Annotated in this window: 20 protein-coding genes; 12 read left to right on the forward strand and 8 right to left on the reverse strand. The window is 62.4% G+C overall.

Annotation, left to right across the window (positions count from 1 at the left end):
- Positions 1 to 169: 169 nt before the first annotated feature.
- On the forward strand, positions 170 to 2,209 hold the full coding sequence (locus tag QMK52_RS17815; protein ID WP_005789268.1) for an NADPH-dependent 2,4-dienoyl-CoA reductase: 2,040 nt from the start codon (positions 170 to 172) through the stop codon (positions 2,207 to 2,209).
- Between the two features lie 57 nt (positions 2,210 to 2,266).
- On the forward strand, positions 2,267 to 3,154 hold the full coding sequence (locus tag QMK52_RS17820; protein ID WP_005789266.1) for a 1-aminocyclopropane-1-carboxylate deaminase/D-cysteine desulfhydrase: 888 nt from the start codon (positions 2,267 to 2,269) through the stop codon (positions 3,152 to 3,154).
- 3 nt (positions 3,155 to 3,157) lie between these two features.
- Here the strand turns inward: QMK52_RS17820 and QMK52_RS17825 are convergent, their stop codons facing one another.
- From QMK52_RS17825 to QMK52_RS17835, 3 genes are all read right to left on the reverse strand, one after another.
- On the reverse strand, positions 3,158 to 3,718 hold the full coding sequence (locus QMK52_RS17825; protein WP_005789264.1) for a cytochrome b: 561 nt from the start codon (positions 3,716 to 3,718) through the stop codon (positions 3,158 to 3,160).
- 114 nt (positions 3,719 to 3,832) lie between these two features.
- Positions 3,833 to 4,660 carry a phosphonoacetaldehyde hydrolase gene (phnX, locus tag QMK52_RS17830; protein WP_005789262.1) on the reverse strand — a complete coding sequence of 276 codons (828 nt, stop codon included), beginning with the start codon at positions 4,658 to 4,660 and terminating at the stop codon, positions 3,833 to 3,835.
- Positions 4,661 to 4,689: 29 nt separating this feature from the next.
- A complete protein-coding gene (locus tag QMK52_RS17835) occupies positions 4,690 to 5,799 on the reverse strand; it encodes a 2-aminoethylphosphonate--pyruvate transaminase (RefSeq protein ID WP_005789260.1) in 1,110 nt (369 codons plus the stop codon).
- Between the two features lie 111 nt (positions 5,800 to 5,910).
- On the opposite strand from QMK52_RS17835, the gene QMK52_RS17840 reads away from it, so the two are divergent.
- Positions 5,911 to 6,765: a LysR substrate-binding domain-containing protein gene (locus QMK52_RS17840; RefSeq protein WP_005789259.1), complete on the forward strand. Its 855-nt coding sequence runs from the start codon at positions 5,911 to 5,913 to the stop codon at positions 6,763 to 6,765.
- Here the strand turns inward: QMK52_RS17840 and QMK52_RS17845 are convergent.
- Positions 6,741 to 7,631 (reverse strand): LysR substrate-binding domain-containing protein, encoded by an 891-nt coding sequence (locus QMK52_RS17845; RefSeq protein ID WP_005789257.1) that lies wholly within the window; start codon positions 7,629 to 7,631, stop codon positions 6,741 to 6,743. The genes QMK52_RS17840 and QMK52_RS17845 overlap by 25 nt on opposite strands.
- Before the next feature lie 258 nt (positions 7,632 to 7,889).
- Here QMK52_RS17845 and QMK52_RS17850 point away from each other — a divergent pair, with 258 nt between their 5' ends.
- Both QMK52_RS17850 and QMK52_RS17855 read left to right on the forward strand, forming a co-directional pair.
- Positions 7,890 to 9,215, forward strand: coding sequence for an MFS transporter (locus tag QMK52_RS17850; RefSeq protein WP_005789256.1), 1,326 nt, complete (start codon positions 7,890 to 7,892; stop codon positions 9,213 to 9,215).
- Between the two features lie 109 nt (positions 9,216 to 9,324).
- Positions 9,325 to 10,032, forward strand: a complete 708-nt coding sequence (locus QMK52_RS17855; RefSeq protein WP_005789254.1) for a YebC/PmpR family DNA-binding transcriptional regulator — start codon at positions 9,325 to 9,327, stop codon at positions 10,030 to 10,032.
- 54 nt (positions 10,033 to 10,086) lie between these two features.
- Here QMK52_RS17855 and QMK52_RS17860 read toward each other — a convergent pair whose 3' ends face one another.
- Both QMK52_RS17860 and zapE read right to left on the reverse strand, forming a co-directional pair.
- Positions 10,087 to 11,379, reverse strand: a complete 1,293-nt coding sequence (locus tag QMK52_RS17860) for a protein kinase (RefSeq protein ID WP_005789253.1) — start codon at positions 11,377 to 11,379, stop codon at positions 10,087 to 10,089.
- A gap of 37 nt (positions 11,380 to 11,416) precedes the next feature.
- Positions 11,417 to 12,511, reverse strand: a complete 1,095-nt coding sequence (gene zapE, locus QMK52_RS17865) for a cell division protein ZapE (RefSeq protein WP_005789251.1) — start codon at positions 12,509 to 12,511, stop codon at positions 11,417 to 11,419.
- A 190-nt stretch (positions 12,512 to 12,701) separates the two neighbouring features.
- On the opposite strand from zapE, the gene QMK52_RS17870 reads away from it, so the two are divergent.
- The 7 genes from QMK52_RS17870 (at position 12,702) to QMK52_RS17900 (ending at position 19,018) form a co-directional block, all read left to right on the forward strand.
- Positions 12,702 to 13,193, forward strand: coding sequence for a spore coat U domain-containing protein (locus tag QMK52_RS17870; RefSeq protein ID WP_194440693.1), 492 nt, complete (start codon positions 12,702 to 12,704; stop codon positions 13,191 to 13,193).
- Complete coding sequence (locus tag QMK52_RS17875) at positions 13,187 to 13,732, forward strand: spore coat U domain-containing protein (RefSeq protein ID WP_005789247.1); 546 nt, start codon at positions 13,187 to 13,189, stop codon at positions 13,730 to 13,732. The genes QMK52_RS17870 and QMK52_RS17875 overlap by 7 nt, the downstream gene beginning before the upstream one ends.
- 18 nt (positions 13,733 to 13,750) lie before the next feature.
- Positions 13,751 to 14,293 carry a spore coat U domain-containing protein gene (locus tag QMK52_RS17880; RefSeq protein WP_032803922.1) on the forward strand — a complete coding sequence of 181 codons (543 nt, stop codon included), beginning with the start codon at positions 13,751 to 13,753 and terminating at the stop codon, positions 14,291 to 14,293.
- A 2-nt stretch (positions 14,294 to 14,295) separates the two neighbouring features.
- Entirely contained in the window at positions 14,296 to 14,784 is a 489-nt protein-coding gene (locus tag QMK52_RS17885) for a spore coat U domain-containing protein (protein ID WP_032803612.1), read from the forward strand.
- Positions 14,785 to 14,810: 26 nt separating this feature from the next.
- Positions 14,811 to 15,599 carry a molecular chaperone gene (locus QMK52_RS17890; RefSeq protein ID WP_005789238.1) on the forward strand — a complete coding sequence of 263 codons (789 nt, stop codon included), beginning with the start codon at positions 14,811 to 14,813 and terminating at the stop codon, positions 15,597 to 15,599.
- 72 nt (positions 15,600 to 15,671) lie between these two features.
- Positions 15,672 to 18,020 (forward strand): fimbria/pilus outer membrane usher protein, encoded by a 2,349-nt coding sequence (locus QMK52_RS17895; RefSeq protein WP_320404203.1) that lies wholly within the window; start codon positions 15,672 to 15,674, stop codon positions 18,018 to 18,020.
- Between the two features lie 41 nt (positions 18,021 to 18,061).
- The gene (locus tag QMK52_RS17900; protein ID WP_194440690.1) at positions 18,062 to 19,018 is read left to right on the forward strand and encodes a spore coat protein U domain-containing protein; all 957 of its coding nucleotides are present in this window, start codon (positions 18,062 to 18,064) and stop codon (positions 19,016 to 19,018) included.
- Here QMK52_RS17900 and QMK52_RS17905 read toward each other — a convergent pair.
- Together QMK52_RS17905 and QMK52_RS17910 are read right to left on the reverse strand one after the other, a co-directional pair.
- Positions 19,015 to 19,752, reverse strand: coding sequence for an anti-sigma factor family protein (locus QMK52_RS17905; RefSeq protein ID WP_005789233.1), 738 nt, complete (start codon positions 19,750 to 19,752; stop codon positions 19,015 to 19,017). The genes QMK52_RS17900 and QMK52_RS17905 overlap by 4 nt on opposite strands.
- Positions 19,749 to 20,255, reverse strand: a complete 507-nt coding sequence (locus QMK52_RS17910; protein ID WP_005789231.1) for a sigma-70 family RNA polymerase sigma factor — start codon at positions 20,253 to 20,255, stop codon at positions 19,749 to 19,751. Before QMK52_RS17910 ends, QMK52_RS17905 begins: the two co-directional genes overlap by 4 nt.
- Positions 20,256 to 20,402 lie beyond the last annotated feature (147 nt).

The raw sequence follows: 20,402 nt of genomic DNA on the forward strand, positions 1-20,402 counted from the left end.
GTAGGGCCCATGGCGCGGCTTGCCAAGGGGCGCTGTGCATTTGGATCAATAACTTGTCAGTTTCAGTCATTGAGCCGTGGTCCACCGCCTCTTAGTCTGTGGGACATAAACCGATGGCACACCGTTCGAGTGCGCCACGTCCCGTGATGATCCGTTGTGGAGCTGTACCATGACCGCTGCTGCCTACCCGCACCTGCTGGCCCCGTTGGACCTGGGTTTTACCACCTTGCGCAACCGTACCCTGATGGGCTCGATGCACACCGGCCTGGAAGAAAAGCCCGGCGGTTTCGAGCGCATGGCGGCCTACTTTGCCGAGCGCGCCCGTGGCGGCGTAGGCCTGATGGTCACCGGCGGCATTGGCCCGAATGATGAAGGCGGGGTATACGCCGGGGCAGCCAAGCTGACCACTGAAGAAGAGGCGCTCAAGCACAAGATCGTCACCCAGGCGGTGCACGAGGCGGGCGGCAAGATCTGCATGCAGATCCTTCACGCCGGGCGTTATGCCTACAGCCCCAAGCAGGTGGCGCCGAGTGCGATCCAGGCGCCGATCAACCCGTTCAAGCCCAAGGAATTGGATGAAGAGGGCATCGAGAAGCAGATTCAGGATTTCGTCACCTGCTCATTGCTGGCCCAGGCCGCCGAATACGACGGTGTGGAAATCATGGGTTCGGAGGGCTACTTCATTAACCAGTTCCTCGCCGCCCAGACCAACCATCGCACCGACCGTTGGGGCGGCAGCTTTGAAAACCGTATGCGCCTGGCGGTGGAGATCGTGCGTCGCGTACGCGAGGCCGTCGGCCCGAACTTCATCATTATCTTCCGCCTGTCGATGCTTGACCTAGTGGAAGGCGGCAGCGTGTGGAAGGAAATCGTGCAGTTGGCCAAGGCTATCGAGCAGGCTGGCGCGACGATCATCAATACCGGTATCGGCTGGCACGAAGCGCGTATCCCGACCATCGCCACCAAGGTCCCGCGGGGCGCCTTCAGCAAAGTCACCGCCAAATTGCGCGGTGTGGTGCAGATTCCGCTGATCACCACCAACCGCATCAACACCCCGGAAATCGCCGAGCAGATCCTGGCCGAAGGCGATGCCGACATGGTCTCGATGGCGCGCCCGTTTCTGGCCGATCCGGAGTTCGTCAACAAGGCTGCCGCTGGGCGCGCCGATGAGATCAACACCTGCATCGGCTGCAACCAGGCGTGCCTGGACCACACCTTCGGCGGCAAGCTGACCACCTGTTTGGTCAACCCGCGCGCCTGCTATGAAACCGAACTCAATTACCTGCCCGTCAAGCAGATCAAGAAAATCGCGGTGGTCGGCGCCGGCCCTGCCGGTCTGGCCGCTGCCACTGTTGCCGCTGAGCGTGGGCATCAGGTGACCTTGTTCGATTCCGCCAGCGAGATTGGCGGCCAGTTCAATATCGCCAAGCGCGTGCCGGGCAAGGAAGAGTTTTTCGAAACCCTGCGTTACTTCAAACGCAAATTGCAGACCACTCACGTAGAGCTGTGCCTGAACACCCGTGTGGGCGTCGAGCAGCTGGTGGCAGGTGATTATGACGAGGTGATCCTGGCCACCGGTATCGCGCCGCGCACCCCGGCGATCCCGGGCGTCGAGAACGCCAAGGTGTTGAGTTACCTGGATGTGATCCTGGAGCGCAAGCCGGTGGGCAAGCGTGTGGCGGTGATCGGCGCCGGCGGCATCGGTTTCGATGTATCGGAATTCCTCGTACACCAAGGCGTGTCTACCAGCCTGGATCGAGAGGCGTTCTGGAAAGAGTGGGGCATCGATACCCAACTGGAAGCACGTGGCGGGGTGGCCGGGATCAAGCCCGAGCGCCATGCGCCGGCCCGCGAGGTGTTCCTGCTGCAACGCAAGGCTTCCAAGGTTGGCGACGGCCTGGGCAAGACCACCGGCTGGATTCACCGTACCGGCTTGAAGAACAAACAGGTGCAGATGCTCAACAGCGTCGAGTACTTGAAGATCGATGACGCAGGCTTGCATATCCGCATCGGCGCCGAGGGTGAACCGCAGGTGCTGGCGGTGGACAACATTGTCATCTGCGCCGGCCAGGACCCACTGCGCGAACTGCATGACGGCCTGGTTGCTGCCGGCCAGAACGTGCACCTGATCGGCGGCGCCGATGTGGCGGCCGAGCTGGATGCCAAGCGCGCCATCAACCAGGGCTCGCGCCTGGCTGCCGAGTTGTAAGGCGACAACAGGGGCGGTGTTAGACTTGCCGCCCCTTTCTCATTCAGATACCTGCCGATGGGCCCTTTCGATTGGCTGCCTTATGCGCCCCTTGAACCTGTGCAGCTTGATTGGCTGAACGGCATCGAGCTGGCCGTGCTGCGCCTGGACCGCATCGACCCGCTGATCAGCGGCAACAAGTGGTTCAAACTTACCGAACACTTGGCTCAGGCCCGCTCTACCGGCGCCAAAGGGGTTATCAGCCTTGGCGGGGCTCACTCCAACCATCTGCACGCACTGGCAGCGGCGGGCAAGCGCTTTGATTTTCCCACGGTTGGCCTGTTGCGCGGCCATCCCCAAGACACTCCCACGGTGCTCGACCTCAAGACCTTCGGGATGCAATTGCATTGGTTGGGCTACGGCGGTTATCGGGCGCGGCATGAGCCGGGTTTCTGGCTGCCCTGGCGCGAGCAGTATCCCGACCTTTATCCGATACCCGAAGGCGGTGGTGGTCTGGACGGTGCGCTGGGCTGTGGGGTGTTGGTGGAGCAGGCGCGGGTGCAGTTGAGCCACCTCGGGTGGACGGATTACGACGCATGGTGGCTGGCGGCGGGCACCGGTACTACCCTGGCCGGGCTGGTGCTGGCGGAGGCCGGCGCGCATCCGGTGTACGGCGCAATGGCTGTGCCGGGTGATCATGGCGTGGCGCAGAATGTGAGTGCGATTGTGCAGACCGGTTATGAGTTGCTGGACGCCTGCCGTGGCGGCTTTGCCAAGGTCGATCCGCTGCTGCTCGAGTTTATCCAGCGCACCGAACGGGACTGCGGTGTGCCACTGGAGCCGCTCTACACCGGCAAGGCGCTGCTGGCATTGAAGCAACAGATCGAGGCCGGCCGCTTTGCCCCCGGCACGCGCTTGATCTTCATCCACACTGGCGGCCTGCAAGGCCGCCGAGGTTTCCTGTAGGTGTCAACGGGTGGGATTGTGCCTGCCCGGCATCATTCGCAAGGCAGTGTTATCGCGCATCACATAATGGTGAAAGATCCCCGCCAGCGCATGCAGCCCGATCAGCCAGTAACCGATCTGGGCGAACAGCACGTGCCAGCCTTCAATCTCCTCGGCCAATGCCTTGTTTTCTGCAATCAGCGGCGGTAACTCCATCCCATAGAACATCACCGAATGCCCCTTGGCACTGACGATCAACCAACCGGCAATCGGCAACCCGATCATCAACGCATACAGCGCCCAATGCATCAGCTTCGCCAGCAGGTTCTGCCATTGCGGCGGTGCTGGCACGATCTTCGGCGCCACCCCCAGGCTGCGTGCGAACAGGCGCAGCCACACCAGCACAAACACGGTGAGTCCGAACATAAAGTGCATTTCCACAATCAGCGTGCGCGCACCGCTGCCTTTGGGGAATTGCCCGCGTAATTCAATGCAGGCGTAGACCACCGCCAGCAGCACTACCATCAACCAGTGCAGCGCAATCGACATGGTGCTGTAGCGCGTATCGGAATTTTTCCACGGCATTGCTGTGTTCCTCACTCATCAGGGCATACCTCCGCTCTTTAGCGACGGAGTACGTTAACTGTATGCCCGTTTTGAGCGCTTCGCTCGTTGCCAATGCCGTTGCCTTGATCCTGGTCAGTAACTTTGCGGCATTTCCCCGCGTGCCAGGCGTGCGTTGATGTCGACGATGACATTCGGCAGGTCGTTGATGGTGTCGATCAGGTAGTGCGGGCGCGAGCCTTCGAACATTGTTTCGATGCGCTGACGCTCGCTGGCCAGTGTGGCGCTGCCCAGGGCGCGAAATTGCTCGTAGGTCAGGCCCAGGGCATTGCCCGAACAGGTCAGCGCTACGGTCCACATCCCGGCACGACGGCCTTCGAGAATACCCGGCACGGTGTCGTCGACCTTCACGCACGCGGCCACATCATCGATGCCCAGGGCGATCACGTTGGCCAGGGCCTGGGCCGGCCAAGGGCGGCCGTTGGGAACTTCGTCGGTCGCGACCACATGGTCGGCGACATAACCGTTGGTGGCGGCCAGGGCGACGACCTTGTCCATCACTTGCTTGGGGTAGCCGGAGCAGGAGCCGATCTTGATCCCTTGCGCCCGGAGCGCTGCGATGGTGTCGAGGGCGCCGGGGATCAGCGCCGAGTGTTCGGCGATCTTCTCGATTTGCAGCGGCATGAAACGCTGGTAGATGGCGGTCACGTCGTCATCGGTCGGCGTGCGGCCGAACGCCTTGCGATAGCGCTCGGCAACCTGCGGCTGATCGCAAAGGGTGCGGATATGGTCCCACTTGCCCATGCCCATGGGCCCACGGGCTTCCTCAATAGAAACTTGCACGTCGAACTCGGCAAACGCCTCGACAAAAATCTGCGTGGGGGCGAAGGAGCCGAAGTCGACCACGGTGCCGGCCCAGTCGAGGATAACGGCCTGGAGGGTGTTGGGGTTTTGATAGTTCATGGTTCAGGTCCTGTGGGTAATGGGGGCAGTCAAATGTCCAGCACTTCCATTTCTTGCAGCACGTCGGCGATAGCCTTGACCGCCGCCTGCATACCGGCCGCATCGACATGGCCGATGCAGCCCACGCGAAAGGTTTCCACCTGGGTCAGCTTGCCGGGGTAAAGGATGAAACCCTTGGCCTTGACCCGTTCGTAGAAGTCCTTGAACTGGTAGCGTGGGTCTTTTGGTGCGTGGAAGGTGACGATGATCGGCGCCTGGATCGCCGCCGGCAGGAAACTGCGCAGGCCCAGCGCAGCCATGCCGTCCAGCAGTGCCTGACAGTTGTCGGCGTAGCGTTGATGACGGGCGGGCAGGCCGCCTTCTTCGGCGTATTGCAGCAACGCTTCATGCAGGGCCGCGACGACGTGGGTCGGTGGGGTGAAACGCCATTGGCCGGTCTTGGCCATATAGGTGTGCTGGTCGAACAGGTCCATTGCCAGGGAATGGCAGTTGCCCTGGGAGGCGGCCAGCGCAGCTTTTTCGGCAAAGACAAAGCCCATGCCCGGTACGCCTTCCAGGCATTTGCCCGAGGCGGCGATCAGCGCTTCGAACGGCACTTCGCGAGCATCGATCGGCAGCGCGCCGAAAGAACTCATGGCATCGATGATCAGGCGCTTGTCGTGGCGTTTGACGACTTGGGCGATCTCCGCCAGCGGGTTGAGAATGCCGGTACTGGTTTCGCAATGGATCAACGCGACGTGGGTGATGGCCGCGTCAGCCAGCAGTAGGCGATCTACATCGGCAGCGGTGGTGGGCTCGTCCTCATCGGTTTCAAAGGTGCTGAACGAGCGACCGAGCACTTCGCAAATCTTCGCCAGGCGCTTGCCGTAGGCGCCGTTGATCAGCACCAACACCTTGCCATTGCGCGGGACCAGCGTGCCGATGGCGGCTTCGACGGCGAAGGTGCCGCTGCCCTGCAACGGCACGCAATGGTGGCTGTCGGCAGCATTGAGGATCGCCAGCAGCTGCGTGCAGACGCTGGCGGTGAGCTGGTTGAAGCGATCGTCCCATGAACCCCAATCCACCATCATCGCCTGACGGGTGCGGGTCGAAGTGGTCAGGGGGCCAGGGGTCAACAGGATCGGCGCGGCAGTGGTCATCTCAAATCCTCGCAAGGGTCGGGGTTGAAGCTACGGCGCCTAAATTGCAGTTTGGCTTGTTATCAATCAAATTGTTTGTTGTTATACGAGCTATCAGTGAGGCCGATAGCTATGAACCTGTTTCAACTGCGTGCATTCGATGCCGTGGCCCGCGAGGGCAGTTTTACCCGTGCTGCGGCGCGGCTGTTCATCAGCCAGCCGGCGGTTACCGGGCATATCAAGGCGCTTGAAGAGCATTACCAGATTGCGCTGTTGCGCCGTACCGCCCGGCGGGTGGAGTTGACCGAAGAGGGCGCACGCCTGGCGGCCATCACCCGGGCGATCTTCGGTTTGGTGGATGAGGCGCAGACCATGCTGGAGGCCAACCGGCAGTTGCTCACTGGGCGTCTGGAGGTGGCGGCGGATGGTCCGCACCTGGTGATGCCGATGATCGCCAGCCTGCGCTCGCGCTACCCGGGCATTACCGTGAACCTGCGCCTGGGCAACGCCCAGGAAACCCTGGCGGCGCTGCTGTCCGAACATGCCGATGTGGCAGTGCTCACCGAGGTGGAGCCGCGCAATGGCTTGCACCTGCAACCTCTGGACGAGTCACGGATTTGCGCCCTTGTGCCGGCAGCGCATCCGTGGGCAAAGCAGCCCGACGGGATTGAACTGGCGCAGTTGCATGAGGTGATCATGGTGCTGCGTGAACCCAGTTCCATTACCCGGCGCACGTTCGACGACGCGTGCATGGCGGCGAATGTGCAGCCCAAGGTGCTGCTGGAACTGGATAGCCGTGAAGCCGTGACCGAAGCCGTCGCGGCCGAACTGGGGGTAGGGGTGGTGTCGTCGATGGAGGTCAGCCCGGACCCGCGGGTACACGCTGTGCCGATCCTGGGCGATGGCCTGCTCAACCGGCATACGCTCGGCTGCATGGAGCGGCGCCGTTCGCTGCGCTTGATTCAGGCTTTTTTCGAGTTGGCGTGAAGGCTGTCACGCACGATCTCCAAAAAGCTCGCCACCACGCGACGTGAGCTCTGTTCTTTCAGGCAGACGAGGGTTTCCTTCATGCGCTGAGTGCAGTCGCGGATCGGCATGGCGTACACCCGAGCGTCGGCGCCGAACTCTGCCGCCGACACCACGCCCACGCCAATGCCCACCACCACTGCTTCACGCGCGGCTTCGCGGCCTTCAACCTGAATCGCCGGGCGAATGCGCAGGCCGGCCTGGCGCATTTCCTGCTCCAGGGTCTGACGGGTCACTGAGCCGATTTCCCGCAGCACCAAGGGCGTGTCATCCAGGTCGGCCAGGCAGATGGACTCGCGCCCGGCCCAGGGATGGTTGCGGGCGACAAACGCCAGCAGTTGATCGTCGGGCAATGGCAGCGACAGCAGGCGCGCATCGTCGACATCGCGACCCAACAGCGCCAGGTCGGCCTGGTAGTTGTACAGGCGCAACAACGACTCATCGGTATTGCCGGTTTCGATCTTCACGCTGATTCCCGGGTACAGCCGGCAGAAGTGCGCAATCTGTGGCAGTACATGTACGGGTGCATCCACCGCCAGGGTGAGGGTGCCAGTGAGCAGGGCGCGGGAGTCCTGCAGCAATTCTTCGGCTTGCGCCTCGATCACAAACAGGCGTTGAGTAATGCCCAGCAGGCGTTCGCCCAGGTCGGTCAGGCGTACCGAACGTTTGTTGCGGTGAAACAGCAACACGCCGAAGCGCTCTTCGAGTTTGCGCACCTGGTCGGAAATCGCGGGCTGGGTCAGGAACAGGCGCTCGGCGGCGCCGGTAAAACTGCCGTGCACGGCCACCGCATGGAAGGCTTTGAGTTGGGCATGGGAAACCGACATGGCACGTCCTCTTACAAGCTGAGCTTATATTTGAAATACGATAAATCGATTTTACCTATTAGTCAGCCATTGCTTTGATGCACCTCAGCCGCCGTAGGTTGAGTCCTACAACCTCGACGGCCATGGGCGCAGGCACACCGCGTTCATCTGACCAATACCGCGCCCTCCAAGGCCCGGCATTGCAGTGCTCAACCATAAAAAAAACAGGCGTTTTCTTTCGATTCTGCCGGCACACTCACACCTGAGGTCAGAACCACCATGAATATCCCTATGGGTAGCATCAAGCGTTGGCGCGTGCAGATTTTCGCCATCACCTGGCTGGCGTACGCCGCGTTCTATTTCACCCGCAAAGCCTTCTCGGTGGCAAAACTGGGGATCGGCGACGACCCAAGCTTCCCCCTCGATAAAATGATGATGGCCAACCTCGATGGCTTGTATCTCGCCGCGTACGCCGTGGGCCAGTTCACCTGGGGCATGCTCGCCGACCGCTTCGGGCCACGGGTGGTGGTGCTTGGCGGCTTGCTGGTTTCCGCCGCCGCCGCGCTGGTGATGGGCACGTTTGCGACCTTGCCGATCTTTGTCACCTGCATGTTGATCCAGGGGTTGGCGCAGTCCACCGGCTGGTCGGGGTTGTGCAAGAACCTCGGTAGTTTCTTCCCGGCCCGGCAGCGTGGGCGGGTGTTGGGGCTGTGGAGTTCGTGCTATGCCTTTGGCGGCTTGGTCGCTTCACCGTTCGCCGGCTGGTGGGCCTACACCCTGATCGGTAGTTGGCACGCGGCGTTTATCTCCAGCGCTGCGGTGGTGGCGGTGGTGGCCGTGCTGTTCTTTATGTTCCAGCGCAATACCCCCCAGGATGTGGGTTTGCCAGCGGTGGAGCCCGAGCCGCTCATGAGTGCCGAGGACAGGGCCGCCGAACAGCGCATCAGTGTGCTTGAACCGTTGCGCGCTATCTTGCGCAACCGCACGGTGTTGACGCTGGGGCTGGCGTATTTCCTGCTCAAGCCGGCGCGTTACGCGATTTTGCTGTGGGGCCCGGTGATCGTCTACGAACAGATGCCGTCGGTGGGCAAGGTCGGCGCGGCCATCGTGCCCACCGCGTTCGAGCTGGCCGGTTTGCTCGGGCCGGTACTGATCGGCCTGGCTTCCGACAAACTGTTCGGCGCCCGGCGTATGCCGGCCTGTGTGCTGAGCCTGCTGGCGTTGACCGTGGCCCTGGCGTTGTTCATGGGTGCGCTGCACACCGGCAGTGTGGTGCTGGTGATGGCCTTGCTGTTTGTCATGGGCCTGACCCTGTACGGCCCCGACTCGATGATCAGCAGCACCGCTGCCATTGACTTCGGCACTGCCAAAGCCGGCGCCACGGCGGCAGGGTTTGTGAATGGTTGCGGTTCGGTGGGCGCGATCCTGGGCGGCTTGCTGCCGGGCTACTTCGATACCGTCACGGTGTTTATCGTGTTTGCCGGCGCGGCGCTGTTTTCTTCACTGGTATTGATGCCCTACTGGAACGCCAGGCCCGCTGTTCTGGCGCAGGTGGGGGACTTCATCCCGGATCGCAGTGCCACCATCAAACCCCTGCGCACCTGAGGCACCTGGCCGGTTTTTTGGTGGATTAGCGTGTTCTTGCGCTATAAACTCTGCCCCCAAAGCGCCGGCCAGTAGACGTTTCGGCGCCATGGAAAGTAGAGAGTGAGTCATGGGCGCACAGTGGAAAGTCAAACATAAAGAAGCGGCAGCCAATGCCAAGGGCAAGATTTTCGGCAAGCTGGTGAAAGAGATCACCATCGCCGCCCGCAACGGCGCCGATACCGCGACCAACGCGCACCTGCGCCTGGTGGTCGAGCAGGCCAAGAAAGCCTCGATGCCCAAGGAAACCCTGGATCGTGCGATCAAGAAGGGCGCCGGTCTGCTCGGTGAAACCGTGCAATACCACCGCGTGACCTACGAAGGGTTTGCCCCGCACCAGGTGCCCCTGATCGTTGAGTGCGTAACCGACAACATCAACCGCACCGTGGCGGAAATCCGCGTGGCGTTCCGCAAGGGACAGCTGGGCGCTTCCGGCTCGGTGGCCTGGGATTTCAACCACGTCGGCCTGATCGAAGCATCGCCGGACACCCCGGATGCTGATCCGGAAATGGCCGCCATCGAAGCCGGCGCCCAGGATTTTGAAGACGGTGAAGAAGAGGGCACCACCCTGTTCATCACCGAAACCACCGACCTGGATGCCGTGCAGAAAGCTTTGCCGGAGCAGGGTTTTACCGTGCTGTCGGCCAAGCTGGGTTACCTGTCGAAGAACCCGGTCAGTGGTTTGACCGATGAGCAGATGGCTGAAGTCGAGGCGTTCCTGGAAGGCCTGGATAACCATGATGATGTGCAGGATATGTTTGTCGGCCTGGCTGGCTAGCCATCACTGCATAGCGGGTGGGGGCTTGCCCCCTCCCACATTGTTCCAGCGGCGTTAGATAGCGCTCAGTACGCCGTCAATTTCTTCAAAGCTTGGCCGCGCCAGCACATCGGGCTGGCAGCAGCTTTTTTGCAGTTCAACCAGATCCTCACTTGCTGCCCCTTCACCCCGATCCAACAATTCCCCCAGCAACACCCCGAATGCGCGCACTTCAATACGCTGCAACGCCCTGGTTTCCAAGGTGTCGGCCGTGGCATGGAATGACGCCGCGCCGAAGTCTCCGAGCAAACAATCACCCGGCGCATTCCACAGGATGTTGTGGCCATACAGGTCACCGTGGGTAATCCCCTGACGGTGCAAGTGCGCCGCCACCGAAGCGATGCCTCGTGCCATGCGCAGCGCCACGTCGAGGCTGAAACGGGTATCGGCTTCGTAGATGTCCCGGGTGCAGGACGCCAGGCTAGGCAGCGCCGCGAGGTTGCGGTAGCTCGGGTCGATCAGGCTCATGACCAATGCTGCCTGATCTTGCGGGTGCCCGATGACACGGCCTTGCACCTTGATCAGGTTGGGATGCAGCCCGGCGGCAATGCAGGCTTGCATTTCATGCAGCGGTGACCCGTCGCTGGTGATGGTGCCTTTGTACAGCTTGACCGCGACCGGCAGCGCCTGGGGTTTCCAGATTGCTTTGTGAATGATCCCGGAGGCGCCTTCGCCCAATACTTCTCCCAGTTCCAGTTCAGACCAGGGAATGTTCGGCGTCCCATCTTCGCCCGTCACTGTCACGGCCATTTCCACCGGGTTGCCGGCGTAGGCCAGCCAGGTCAGGCTCGGCAGCGTCAGCAGCCACTGCGGCAGGTGGGTCAAGCGGTTGGAGGCGATGCGGATCAACTCCAGGTTTTGGCAGTGGGCCAGGCTTTGCGGCAATTGCGTCAGCTGGTTACCGGCCAGCATCAACTTTTGCAGCAGCGGGCGCTGACCCAGTTCATCGGGCAATTGGCTGATGCAGTTGTCGGTGAGGATCAGCCAGCGCAACTGCGGCGGCAGGGCGGCGGCGGGCACGTGGCCGATCTGGTTGGCCTTGAAGCCGATCATGCTCAAGTTCGCGCACTGGCCCAGGCACGCCGGCAGCTCGGTAAACGCGTTGTCCGAACAAAACAGCACACGCAGGTGCGTCAGGCGGTGCAGGTCCTCGGGCAGGCTATTCAAGGCATTGCCGGTGAGATTGAGGATTTCCAGGGAGTCGGCCAGGTCGAAGATTTCCCGGGGGAACTCCGTCAGCCCGCAGGCCAGGTCCAGGCGCTTGGCGCCGGCTAATTGGCCGGCCTTGAGTTGGGCGAGGGTATTCATGAGCAGCGCGGCACTCGGAAGGGGGCGTAAAAGGCGCTCATGATAGCGGCTCGGGCGCGGTTTGCGGGCAGAGCATGTGCAATTGGCGCAGGCGACTGGCGGTGCGGGCGAGGTCGATGGCCTGGCCTTCCAGGGCTTTATCCAGCGGCTGGTGACCCATGAGGGTCAGGTGTTTGTCCTGATCGTAGAGCACGTCCACCAGGTTGATAAAACGCTGTTGCACGGCGATAGGGCATTCGGCCAACTGCGGCAGACCGTCGATGATCCAGTGGTCGAAGTCCTGGCACAGCAGCAGGTAATCCATCACGGCGGTGAGCTGTTCACACAGGTCGTTGAAGGTGAACAGGATGGTCCGCGCCTGATGGTCTCGGCACAGCAACTGCCGATTGCCAACCGTCAGGGTTTGCGCCGGGCCATTGGTGGCAGGCACACCCAGGCTTTCCCGCTGCGCCGGTGTACCCGGCCACACATAGTGGCCGCGGGTGAAACGTTGTTGGGCGTGGGCCTGGGGCAGGCTGCGAAAGTCCTGGGGCGCGCTGACTTGCAGCACGTCCATGCGTGCGGCGATCAGGTCGATCACCGGTTTGAATCGTTCGTGGTACAGCGGGTTGGGCAGCAACCCTTCGGGCGGGTAGTTGGACGTTACCAATACCAGCACGCCGCGTTGGAACAGGGCCTTGAACAAGCGGCTGATGAGCATTGCATCGCCGATATCGTGCACATGGAACTCGTCAAAACACAGCACACGGCAATCAGCGAGCAACTGATCCAGAGTGACGCCCAAGGCATCCTCATGCTCGCGGTGCACAAACATGCCCTGGTGCAGCCGGGCAAAGAAGTCGTGGAAATGCACGCGTTGCTTCTCGGCGATGGGCAGCGCCTGGAAAAACCCTTCCAGCAGCCAGCTCTTGCCGCGACCTACCGGGCCGTGCAGGTACAGGCTGCGCGTGGCCTGGCCATTAAGCAGGTGCTGGGCCTGCCGATTCAGGGCGGTAATCGCCCGGATTTGGCCGTCACTGAGGGTGTAGCCCTGTTGTTCGGCCTTTTTCTGAAAATAGGCAGGAATGGGCGAGGCACACCAGGCGTCGGTTTTTTTACCCAGCAGGCGCTGGAACAGGGCAAGCACGGCCAAGAATAATCACTCTGTATTGCGGTGGTCGCTTACTGTAGGACGCTTGATGCCATTTGACCAACAGTGAAGGGCGCCGAGCCTTGCAAACTGGCACTTTCGCGTTAACTGGCTAACCTCATACAAGGTTGTTACCCCTGTATAAGGAATTGGGGCAGTGAAGGGACCGGCGGTATTGGCTGTCATGGGCGCGATGCTCTGCAACACGGCTTCTGCTGCGCAACTCCAGGTGGAGGTGCGTATCGACGTGCAGCGGGGTTGCCAGTTGGTGGGCACCACTCGCACTGCGGGCATCGAGCAACTTGGCGTATTGGATTTCGGCAGCGGCCCGCGTCTGGATGACCCGGCCGGCCCCCTGAGTGCGGCCCTGATCAGCCAGCGCCAGCCGCGCCTGGAGTGCAACCCCGACACGCCTTACCAAATGCGCGTTGACGGCGGCCTGCACGGTGGCGTGGGCGAAGTGCGTTACCTCAGTAATGCGATGCCCTTAAGCAAGCCCATTCCTTATCGCATTTATGCCGACGCAGCCCGGTTGATCCCCTTGCCGGTGGACGTGCCGGTCAGCGGCCGCGTACCGGACACCGGCTCGGTTGATTTGCCGTTGTATGGCCGCATTGAACCGCTCAAAGACATCCCTGCGGTGGGGCGTTATTCCGACCTGCTCAAGGTCACGGTCACATGGTAAGCCGCTATCTGGCCATCGCGGCCTTGGGCGGCCTGCTGTTGCTGGCCGAGGACGCGCAGGCGGCTGTGGCCAACGGGCAGATTCACGCACGGTTGGTGATTACCGCCAGTTGCGAAGTCAGCAAAGGCGTGGAACGTGCGCCGGTGACTCCGGACGGTGGCACTGCGCTGTTGGATTTCGGCAGCCAGGGGCCGACCTGGAACGACACCTTGGGCGCGACCATTTCCGATGGCGATAAAGCGCCGCTGTCGGTGTCCTGCAACCCGTCGTTGGTCAGCAGTTTTACCGTGACCATCGACGGTGGCGCCCATGGCGACGGTACCACGCGCCGCTTGAGCAACGGGCGTCAGACCATTCCCTATCGGCTATCGGCCGATGCGTTGGGCCAGAGTGCCTACCGCATCGGCCAGCAACGCAATTTCGTCGTGACCCAGGGCGCACAGGTACCCATCCCGGTATTCGGCTCCGTGGTGGCGAATACCAGGGCCCTACCGGCCGGCATCTACACAGACACCCTGACGGTGACTCTGGATTGGTAAACCATGAGGATGGATATCATGCATGTACTCGTATCGCGAATGGGCGTGTGTGCCCTGGGCCTGGTGCTGGCCTCCAGCCTGAATGCGGCGACCACGGTCACCGGGCAGATCAGTTCGAGCCTGACCTTGATCGCCAGTTGCCAGGTCAACGGCTCCGGGGCGGCTACCGGGCTGAATTTCGGTAGCTTGAACTTCGGCACCACCAACAGCCTGTTTACCAATGCCGACGCCCAACTGCTGGGCGGCACCGGCACCGGCGGGGCGCTGTCGATTCTGTGTTCAGCCGGCGCCACGCCTGCGGTGAAGGTGCGTGCCGGCGCCCATGATGGTGCCTCGCCGGGTGGCACCCGTGCGCTGGCCGATGGGGCGGGTAACTTCGTGCCCTACGATTTCTACACCGACAGCGGGCATTCAGCGCTGTTGGCGATCGATGGCGTGGTGACGCTCGCCACCAGTACCGGTGTGGCGCAGACCGTCAACCTCTACGGTCGCGCGGTGGGCAAGGCGGGCCTGCCGGCAGGTACTTACACCGATACCGTGGCCGTGGAGCTGACGTTCTGACCCTGTGGCTCAGGCTGGGGTTGGCTTGTGGATTGGCGCTGCCGTTGCCGTTGTCGGCAGTGACCAGCCAGAGCTTCCAGGTCAGCGCGACCATTACTCCCGGTTGCCTGATCGTGGGCGGTGGTTCCAACTACGGCGCGTTGGCCTATGGCAGCTACTCGGCACTGGCCACCGGTACGGTCACGGCAGCCCTTACCGGCGGTGTGACCTTGCAATGCACACCGGGGGTGGCGCTGAGCATGAGTGTGGATGGCGGCCTTCACAACAGCGCCGGGCGTAACTTGCAGCTCAACAGCGGCAGCGCGCGGGTGGCCTATCAACTGTTTCGCGACGCGGCGTTCAGCCAGAGCCTGGGCGTCAGCCAGAGCGTCAGCGTGACTTACAGCGATGCCAACAACATCAGCCTGCCGATTTACGGGCGGGTGGTATTACCGGGCAATCAGCCTGGGGGGACGTACAGCGACACGCTGCAGGTGCAGCTGTCGTGGTAGGGCTAACGGTATTGAGGAGTGGATTTATGCATTCAACTTCCCGGCGGTGGTGGGCCGCGGGTATTGCCTTGGGGCTTTTGTGTGGCGCAGGGCTGGTGCAGGCGGCCAGTTCGGTGCTGATCTGGCCCATCGACCCGGTGCTGGAGGCCGACCAACAGGCCAGCGCGCTGTGGTTGGAGAACCGTGGCACGGAGACGGCCAACCTGCAGATCCGCGTATTTGCCTGGAGCCAGAATGGCTTCGACGAGCAGTACCAGAACCAGCGCGACGTGATCGGCAGCCCGCCGGTGGCCAAAATCGAGCCCGGCCAGAAGCAACTGGTGCGCCTGACCAGAACCCGCGAAGTACCGCCGGGGCAGGAGCTGGCCTATCGCATCATCATCGATGAAATTCCCTCGGCGCTGCAGGTGCCGGCGCCGCCGGAAGGCAAGAACACGGCGGCGGCGATTCGCTTCCAGATGCGCTATTCGGTGCCCTTGTTTGCCTACGGCGCCGGGTTGTGGAGCAAGGACGACGCCACGCGTCAACGCGACCCCAAGGGTGCCGGCAAGCCGGACTTGAGCTGGCAAAAGGTCAATGTGGGCGGGCGCAATTACATCGAGGTGCGCAACCAGGGCGCCGTGCATGCGCGGCTCACCGATGCGTCGTTCAAACAAGGCGGGCAGACCCGGCCGCTGGTAGAAGGTTTGCTCGGCTACGTGCTGCCGGGCGCGAGTATGCGCTGGCCGGTGCCGGATGCCGTATCGGCCGACCAGCCGTTGCAGGTCAGGGTCAACGGCGCGCCGCAAGTGGAAAGCCTGGCGCCCAAGCGATAACCGTCAGGTAGCGCTACGGGCATACGCCCGGGTTTTAACAGGATGGAGATGTCCATTGAAGGACACAACGCCATGGTGAGTCGTGGTTGGGCTCGGGGTTTATGGCCGTCGGTGGCAGTGGCAAGCGGGCTGTGGGGCGCTGCGATGGCAGGCGACTTGCCGCCGCCGCCGGGCAGCATGGAGGCAGTTGCCGATGCACAGCTGTTTCTGGAACTGGTGGTCAACCAGATGGACACCGGCCGCATCATTGCGGTCGACCAGCGCGCCGGCCAGCTGTTTGTGCCCGCCAGCGCGCTGCAGGACGTGGGCATGAAACTGCCCGGCGAGCCTGTCGGCAGCGTGGCCCTGGACCAGGTGCCTGGGCTGCACAGCGACTACGACAGCAACGGCCAGCGCCTGTTGCTGGATGTACCGCCATCCTGGTTGCAGGCGCAGTTTATCGGCAATCGCAATACCTATCCGCGCACCCAGGTCATGAGCAGCTTCGGCGCCTTGCTCAACTATGACGTGTATTTCAACGACACCGATGACGGCGGCAGCTACCTCGCCGCCTGGAACGAAGTGCGGCTGTTCGACACCTGGGGCACCTTGTCCAACACCGGGCAGGTGCGCCAGACCCTGGCTGATGGCATCACCGACAGTACCCTCGGCAACGGTTACCGGCGCTACGACACCACCTGGCGATTTTCCGATGATGAGCGCCTGCTCACCTACGAGGCGGGCGACGTGATCAGCGGCTCGCTGCCCTGGAGCAGCTCGGTGCGTCTGGGCGGGGTGCAAGTGTCCCGGGACTTTGCCGTGCGCCCGGACCTGGTCACTTACCCTTTGCCGCAGTTCGCCGGTGAGGCGGCGGTGCCCTCGTCGGTGGACCTGTTTATCAACGGCTATAAATCCGACACCGCGCAGCTGCAACCCGGGCCTTATACCCTGACCAACGTGCCATTTATCAACGGCGCCGGGGAGGCTGTCGTGGTGACCACCGACGCCCTCGGGCGCCAGGTGTCGACCACGGTGCCGTTCTACGTCACCAGCACCTTGCTGCAACAAGGCTTGACGGATTTTTCCGTGGCTGCCGGTACCTTGCGCCGTGACTACACCCTGCGCGATTTCGGTTACGGGCCGGGCGTAACCAGTGGCACCTTTCGCTATGGCTATTCCGACAGCCTCACCCTGGAAAGCCATGCCGAAGCATCCAGCGACCTGACCCTTGGCGGGCTTGGCGCCAACCTGCGCCTGGGCAACTTCGGCGTGCTCAATACCGCCCTCAGCCAGAGCCAGTTCGACAGCCGCAGCGGCCAGCAACTCAGCCTTGGCTACCAGTACAACAGCACGCGCTACAGCCTGATGTACCAACGCGTTGAACGGCGTGATGACTACGCTGACCTGACCCTGGTCGACACCCCTTACGCCAGCCTCAGCAAGCGTAGCGAGCAGGTGACGCTGAGCCTCAACCTTCAACGTTTCGGCAGCCTGGGCCTGGGGTATTTCGACGTGCAGGCGGCAGACGATTCGCGCACGCGCCTGCTCAACCTCAGCTGGAGCAAACCGCTGTGGCGCAACACCAGCTTCTACCTGTCGGCCAACCGCGAAATCGGCGACAGCAACTGGGCCATGCAGGCGCAACTGGTGATCCCGTTCGACCTCAACGGCAGTCTGGCCTTGAGCACCGAGCGCAGCAAGGACGGCGCCAGTCGCCAGCGCATCAACTACAGCCGCGCGGTGCCCAGCGAAGGCGGCGTGGGCTACAACCTCGGCTATGCCCAGGGCGATGCGCCAAGCTATCGGCAGGCCGACCTGACCTGGCGCTTGCAGTCAGTGCAGTTGCAGGCCGGCGTGTACGGCAGCAGCGACGCCCAAACGCGCTGGGCGGATGCCAGCGGCTCGCTGGTGTGGATGGGCGGCGAAACCTTTGCTGCCAACCGTATCAATGACGCGTTTGTGGTGGTGAGTACCCAGGGGTTTGCCGGGATTCCAGTGCGCTACGAAAACCAGCTGGTGGGCCAGACCGACCGCAACGGTCATTTGCTGGTGCCATGGAGCAGCGCGTATTACCGCGGCAAATATGAAATTGACCCGTTGAACCTGCCGGCGAACGTGCAGAGCCCCAATGTGGAGCAGCGCGTGTCGGTACGCCGGGGCAGCGGCTATCTGTTGGAGTTCCCGCTGCGCCGGGTGCTCGCCGCCAGTATCACCCTGGTGGATCGCCAGCATCAGGAGCTACCGCTGGGCAGCCTGGTGGTGCACGAGCAAAGCAACACCCAGGCGGTGGTGGGGTGGGATGGGCTGGTCTATCTGGAAAACCTCAGCGCCCACAATACCTTGCAGGTCACCCTCAGTGAGGGGCGCACCTGCCAGGCGACATTCGACATCGATGAGCAACAACAGGACGTGCCCCTGATCGGGCCGTTGGTGTGCCAGTGAGTGGTTGAGCAAGGAGACTGCGGGTGAGGGGCAAGGCATGGATGTATGCGGCAGGGCTGTTGTTTTCCGGGCAGGTTATGGCGGTGTGTTCGGTGGTTTCCACGGTGCCGGCCAGTTTCGGTTCGATCAGCTCGATGACGGTCCGCACTGCCGCGCAAACCAGCTCTACCACCAACTCCGGATTGAGTTGCACCCAGGCGTTGATTTCGCTGCTGGTGTCCACCGACCACTTCTACGCTACGATCACCTCGTCCACCGCTGGCATGGTCGGGCCGACCGGTGATGTGATTGGCTACACGATTTATGGCAACAACAGCACCAGTTATCCCATCACCCGCGGCACCCAATTCGATTTTGGGGGCGCGGGCGGCATTGCCCAGAGCATTGGCCTGATCGCCGGGCCCGGGGCGAAAACCGTGCCGTTGTACCTGAGCAGCATTACCGGCAGCAATATCGCAGCGGGGCTGTACACCGAGACATTGAACATCGCCTGGGTGTGGAATTATTGCTCGGGGATCGGCATTGGCGGCATTTGCCTGGGGCGTGACACGGGCAGCGGCACGGCAAGCCTGACCGTCAGCATGACCGTGACCAATGACTGCCAGATCACCGCGCCGAATATCAGCTTTGGCAGCGCGCCGGTGGTCAGTGGGTTTACCGCAGTGACCGGCCAGACCATCAATATCGCCTGCACCAAGGGCAGTGCCTACACCGTGGGCTTGAGCGATGGCCAGAACCCGATCAGTGTCGGCGGGCGCCGACGCATGGTTTCCGGCAGCAACTACCTGGCCTATGACCTCTTCAAAAGCGCCGGCACCACGCGCTGGGGCAGCGTCGGCGCGGCGCGGCGGGCCAGTTCCACAGCAGAGGTCAACCCTGGCAATGGGTTGGGCATCGGCAGCCAGGTATTTAACTACAACGCACGCATCTACACCGACCAGCCCACACCCCCCGGCGGCACCTACCTGGACAACGTGGTGCTGGACGTGGGTTTCTAGAACTTCATCAGCGCCGGGGCGGGCTGGTCTGCCGGGCTGACCATTGCGTAGTTGTAGCCGCCGCCCGACCAGTACTCGGCCTGCAAACCGTCGGCGCTGCGGCTGCCACGGGGCAGGAAGCCGTTGTTCGGTCCCGGCGGGCGGATATAAAAGCTGATGCGTCGGCCTTGGGGGTCTTGGTACAGCACCATGGCGGCTGCCCCCTGATCGGTAGTGAGCAGGCGCCCGCTGACCGGCTTGAAGCCTGCCTGGCTCAGGTCGGGCAGGCGATGGGCTTGATTGAAAAAGCGGTCGAGCCAGGCTTGCATAGTGCCGCTGCCGTCGTCGTTGTAGTCGGCGGGCATGACGCCGTCCTGGGCAAACAGACGGTAAGCCTGCATGGCATCGGTCATCGGCAGCGGCTGTGGTTGGGTGGCTTCGCGGGCGTGCCAGCCGCCAAGCCCGCCAAGGCTCACGGCAATCAGCAACACCGCCGCGCTGGCGAGGTGGCGGCGGGACTGACGCTTGATACGCTGACGGATCAACGCCGGGTCCAGTGCCGGATTACTCGGCTGCTGCAGGGTGCCGCTCAAGGATGCCCGCAATAATTGCGCGTCCTGTTGCCAGGCGTGTACCTGGGCGGCCGCTTCGGGGTGGTTGGCCAGCCAGGTTTCAAGCACGCGGCGGTCACTGTCCGGCAGTTGGTGATCGATGTAGGCATGCAAATCGCGTTCGCTGGGGGGCAGGTTGATCATTTGAGTCTCCGCAGGGCAGGGCCGGCAATTTCGCCATCGCTGAGCTGACGCAACGCTTGGCGCGCACGGGACAGGCGCGACATCACGGTGCCGATGGGTACCTGAAGGATCTCGGCGACTTCCTTGTAGCTCAAACCCTCCACGGACACCCACAGCAAAAGGGCGCGTTGTTCGGTGCTGAGTTGGTCGAAGGCTTGCAGGGTGGATTGGGCCATCACTGTGCGCTCCACCGAAGGTTGCGCATCATCGCGCCCGGTGAAGAATTCGAGCATACGTGCATAGCGTCGGCTGCGGCGGTGGGCGTCGAGGAACTGTCGATAAAGGATCGCGAACAGCCAGGCGCGCAGGTCGCCTTCGATACGCTTATCGGCCCAGGCGATGATCGCCCGCTCCAGGGTCGCCTGCACCAGGTCATCGGCGCTGCTGCTGTTGCGCGTCAGCGACACAGCAAAACGCCGCAACCTGGGGATGAGTTCGCGTAACTGTTCGTCGAGTTCATGCATGGGGATGAGTCTACTCACTTGTGTTGAAGTAGACGTTGGTCCCTGTAGGTTATTCCACGCTTTGCGCAAAGAAACTTCCCGGCTAATACGTGGGAAGCGTCTGTATACCTTGAGAGTCTGTAATCTCGTGCGCAGCCCTCTATCCAC

Origin of the sequence: Pseudomonas sp. P9_2, assembly GCF_034008255.1 — a bacterium.
In the GTDB taxonomy this organism is placed as follows: Bacteria; Pseudomonadota; Gammaproteobacteria; order Pseudomonadales; family Pseudomonadaceae; genus Aquipseudomonas; species Aquipseudomonas synxantha_A.

What these genes read in the sequence shown, in the direction of transcription:
- QMK52_RS17815 (WP_005789268.1), top strand. Translation starts at nt 170, where the DNA reads ATGACCGCTGCTGCCTACCCGCACCTGCTGGCCCCGTTGGACCTGGGT.
- QMK52_RS17820 (WP_005789266.1), top strand. Translation starts at nt 2,267, where the DNA reads ATGGGCCCTTTCGATTGGCTGCCTTATGCGCCCCTTGAACCTGTGCAG.
- QMK52_RS17825 (WP_005789264.1), bottom strand. Translation starts at nt 3,718, where the DNA reads ATGCCGTGGAAAAATTCCGATACGCGCTACAGCACCATGTCGATTGCG.
- phnX (WP_005789262.1), bottom strand. Translation starts at nt 4,660, where the DNA reads ATGAACTATCAAAACCCCAACACCCTCCAGGCCGTTATCCTCGACTGG.
- QMK52_RS17835 (WP_005789260.1), bottom strand. Translation starts at nt 5,799, where the DNA reads ATGACCACTGCCGCGCCGATCCTGTTGACCCCTGGCCCCCTGACCACT.
- QMK52_RS17840 (WP_005789259.1), top strand. Translation starts at nt 5,911, where the DNA reads ATGAACCTGTTTCAACTGCGTGCATTCGATGCCGTGGCCCGCGAGGGC.
- QMK52_RS17845 (WP_005789257.1), bottom strand. Translation starts at nt 7,631, where the DNA reads ATGTCGGTTTCCCATGCCCAACTCAAAGCCTTCCATGCGGTGGCCGTG.
- QMK52_RS17850 (WP_005789256.1), top strand. Translation starts at nt 7,890, where the DNA reads ATGAATATCCCTATGGGTAGCATCAAGCGTTGGCGCGTGCAGATTTTC.
- QMK52_RS17855 (WP_005789254.1), top strand. Translation starts at nt 9,325, where the DNA reads ATGGGCGCACAGTGGAAAGTCAAACATAAAGAAGCGGCAGCCAATGCC.
- QMK52_RS17860 (WP_005789253.1), bottom strand. Translation starts at nt 11,379, where the DNA reads ATGAATACCCTCGCCCAACTCAAGGCCGGCCAATTAGCCGGCGCCAAG.
- QMK52_RS17870 (WP_194440693.1), top strand. Translation starts at nt 12,702, where the DNA reads ATGCTCTGCAACACGGCTTCTGCTGCGCAACTCCAGGTGGAGGTGCGT.
- QMK52_RS17875 (WP_005789247.1), top strand. Translation starts at nt 13,187, where the DNA reads ATGGTAAGCCGCTATCTGGCCATCGCGGCCTTGGGCGGCCTGCTGTTG.
- QMK52_RS17880 (WP_032803922.1), top strand. Translation starts at nt 13,751, where the DNA reads ATGCATGTACTCGTATCGCGAATGGGCGTGTGTGCCCTGGGCCTGGTG.
- QMK52_RS17890 (WP_005789238.1), top strand. Translation starts at nt 14,811, where the DNA reads ATGCATTCAACTTCCCGGCGGTGGTGGGCCGCGGGTATTGCCTTGGGG.
- QMK52_RS17895 (WP_320404203.1), top strand. Translation starts at nt 15,672, where the DNA reads ATGGTGAGTCGTGGTTGGGCTCGGGGTTTATGGCCGTCGGTGGCAGTG.
- QMK52_RS17900 (WP_194440690.1), top strand. Translation starts at nt 18,062, where the DNA reads ATGTATGCGGCAGGGCTGTTGTTTTCCGGGCAGGTTATGGCGGTGTGT.
- QMK52_RS17905 (WP_005789233.1), bottom strand. Translation starts at nt 19,752, where the DNA reads ATGATCAACCTGCCCCCCAGCGAACGCGATTTGCATGCCTACATCGAT.
- QMK52_RS17910 (WP_005789231.1), bottom strand. Translation starts at nt 20,255, where the DNA reads ATGCATGAACTCGACGAACAGTTACGCGAACTCATCCCCAGGTTGCGG.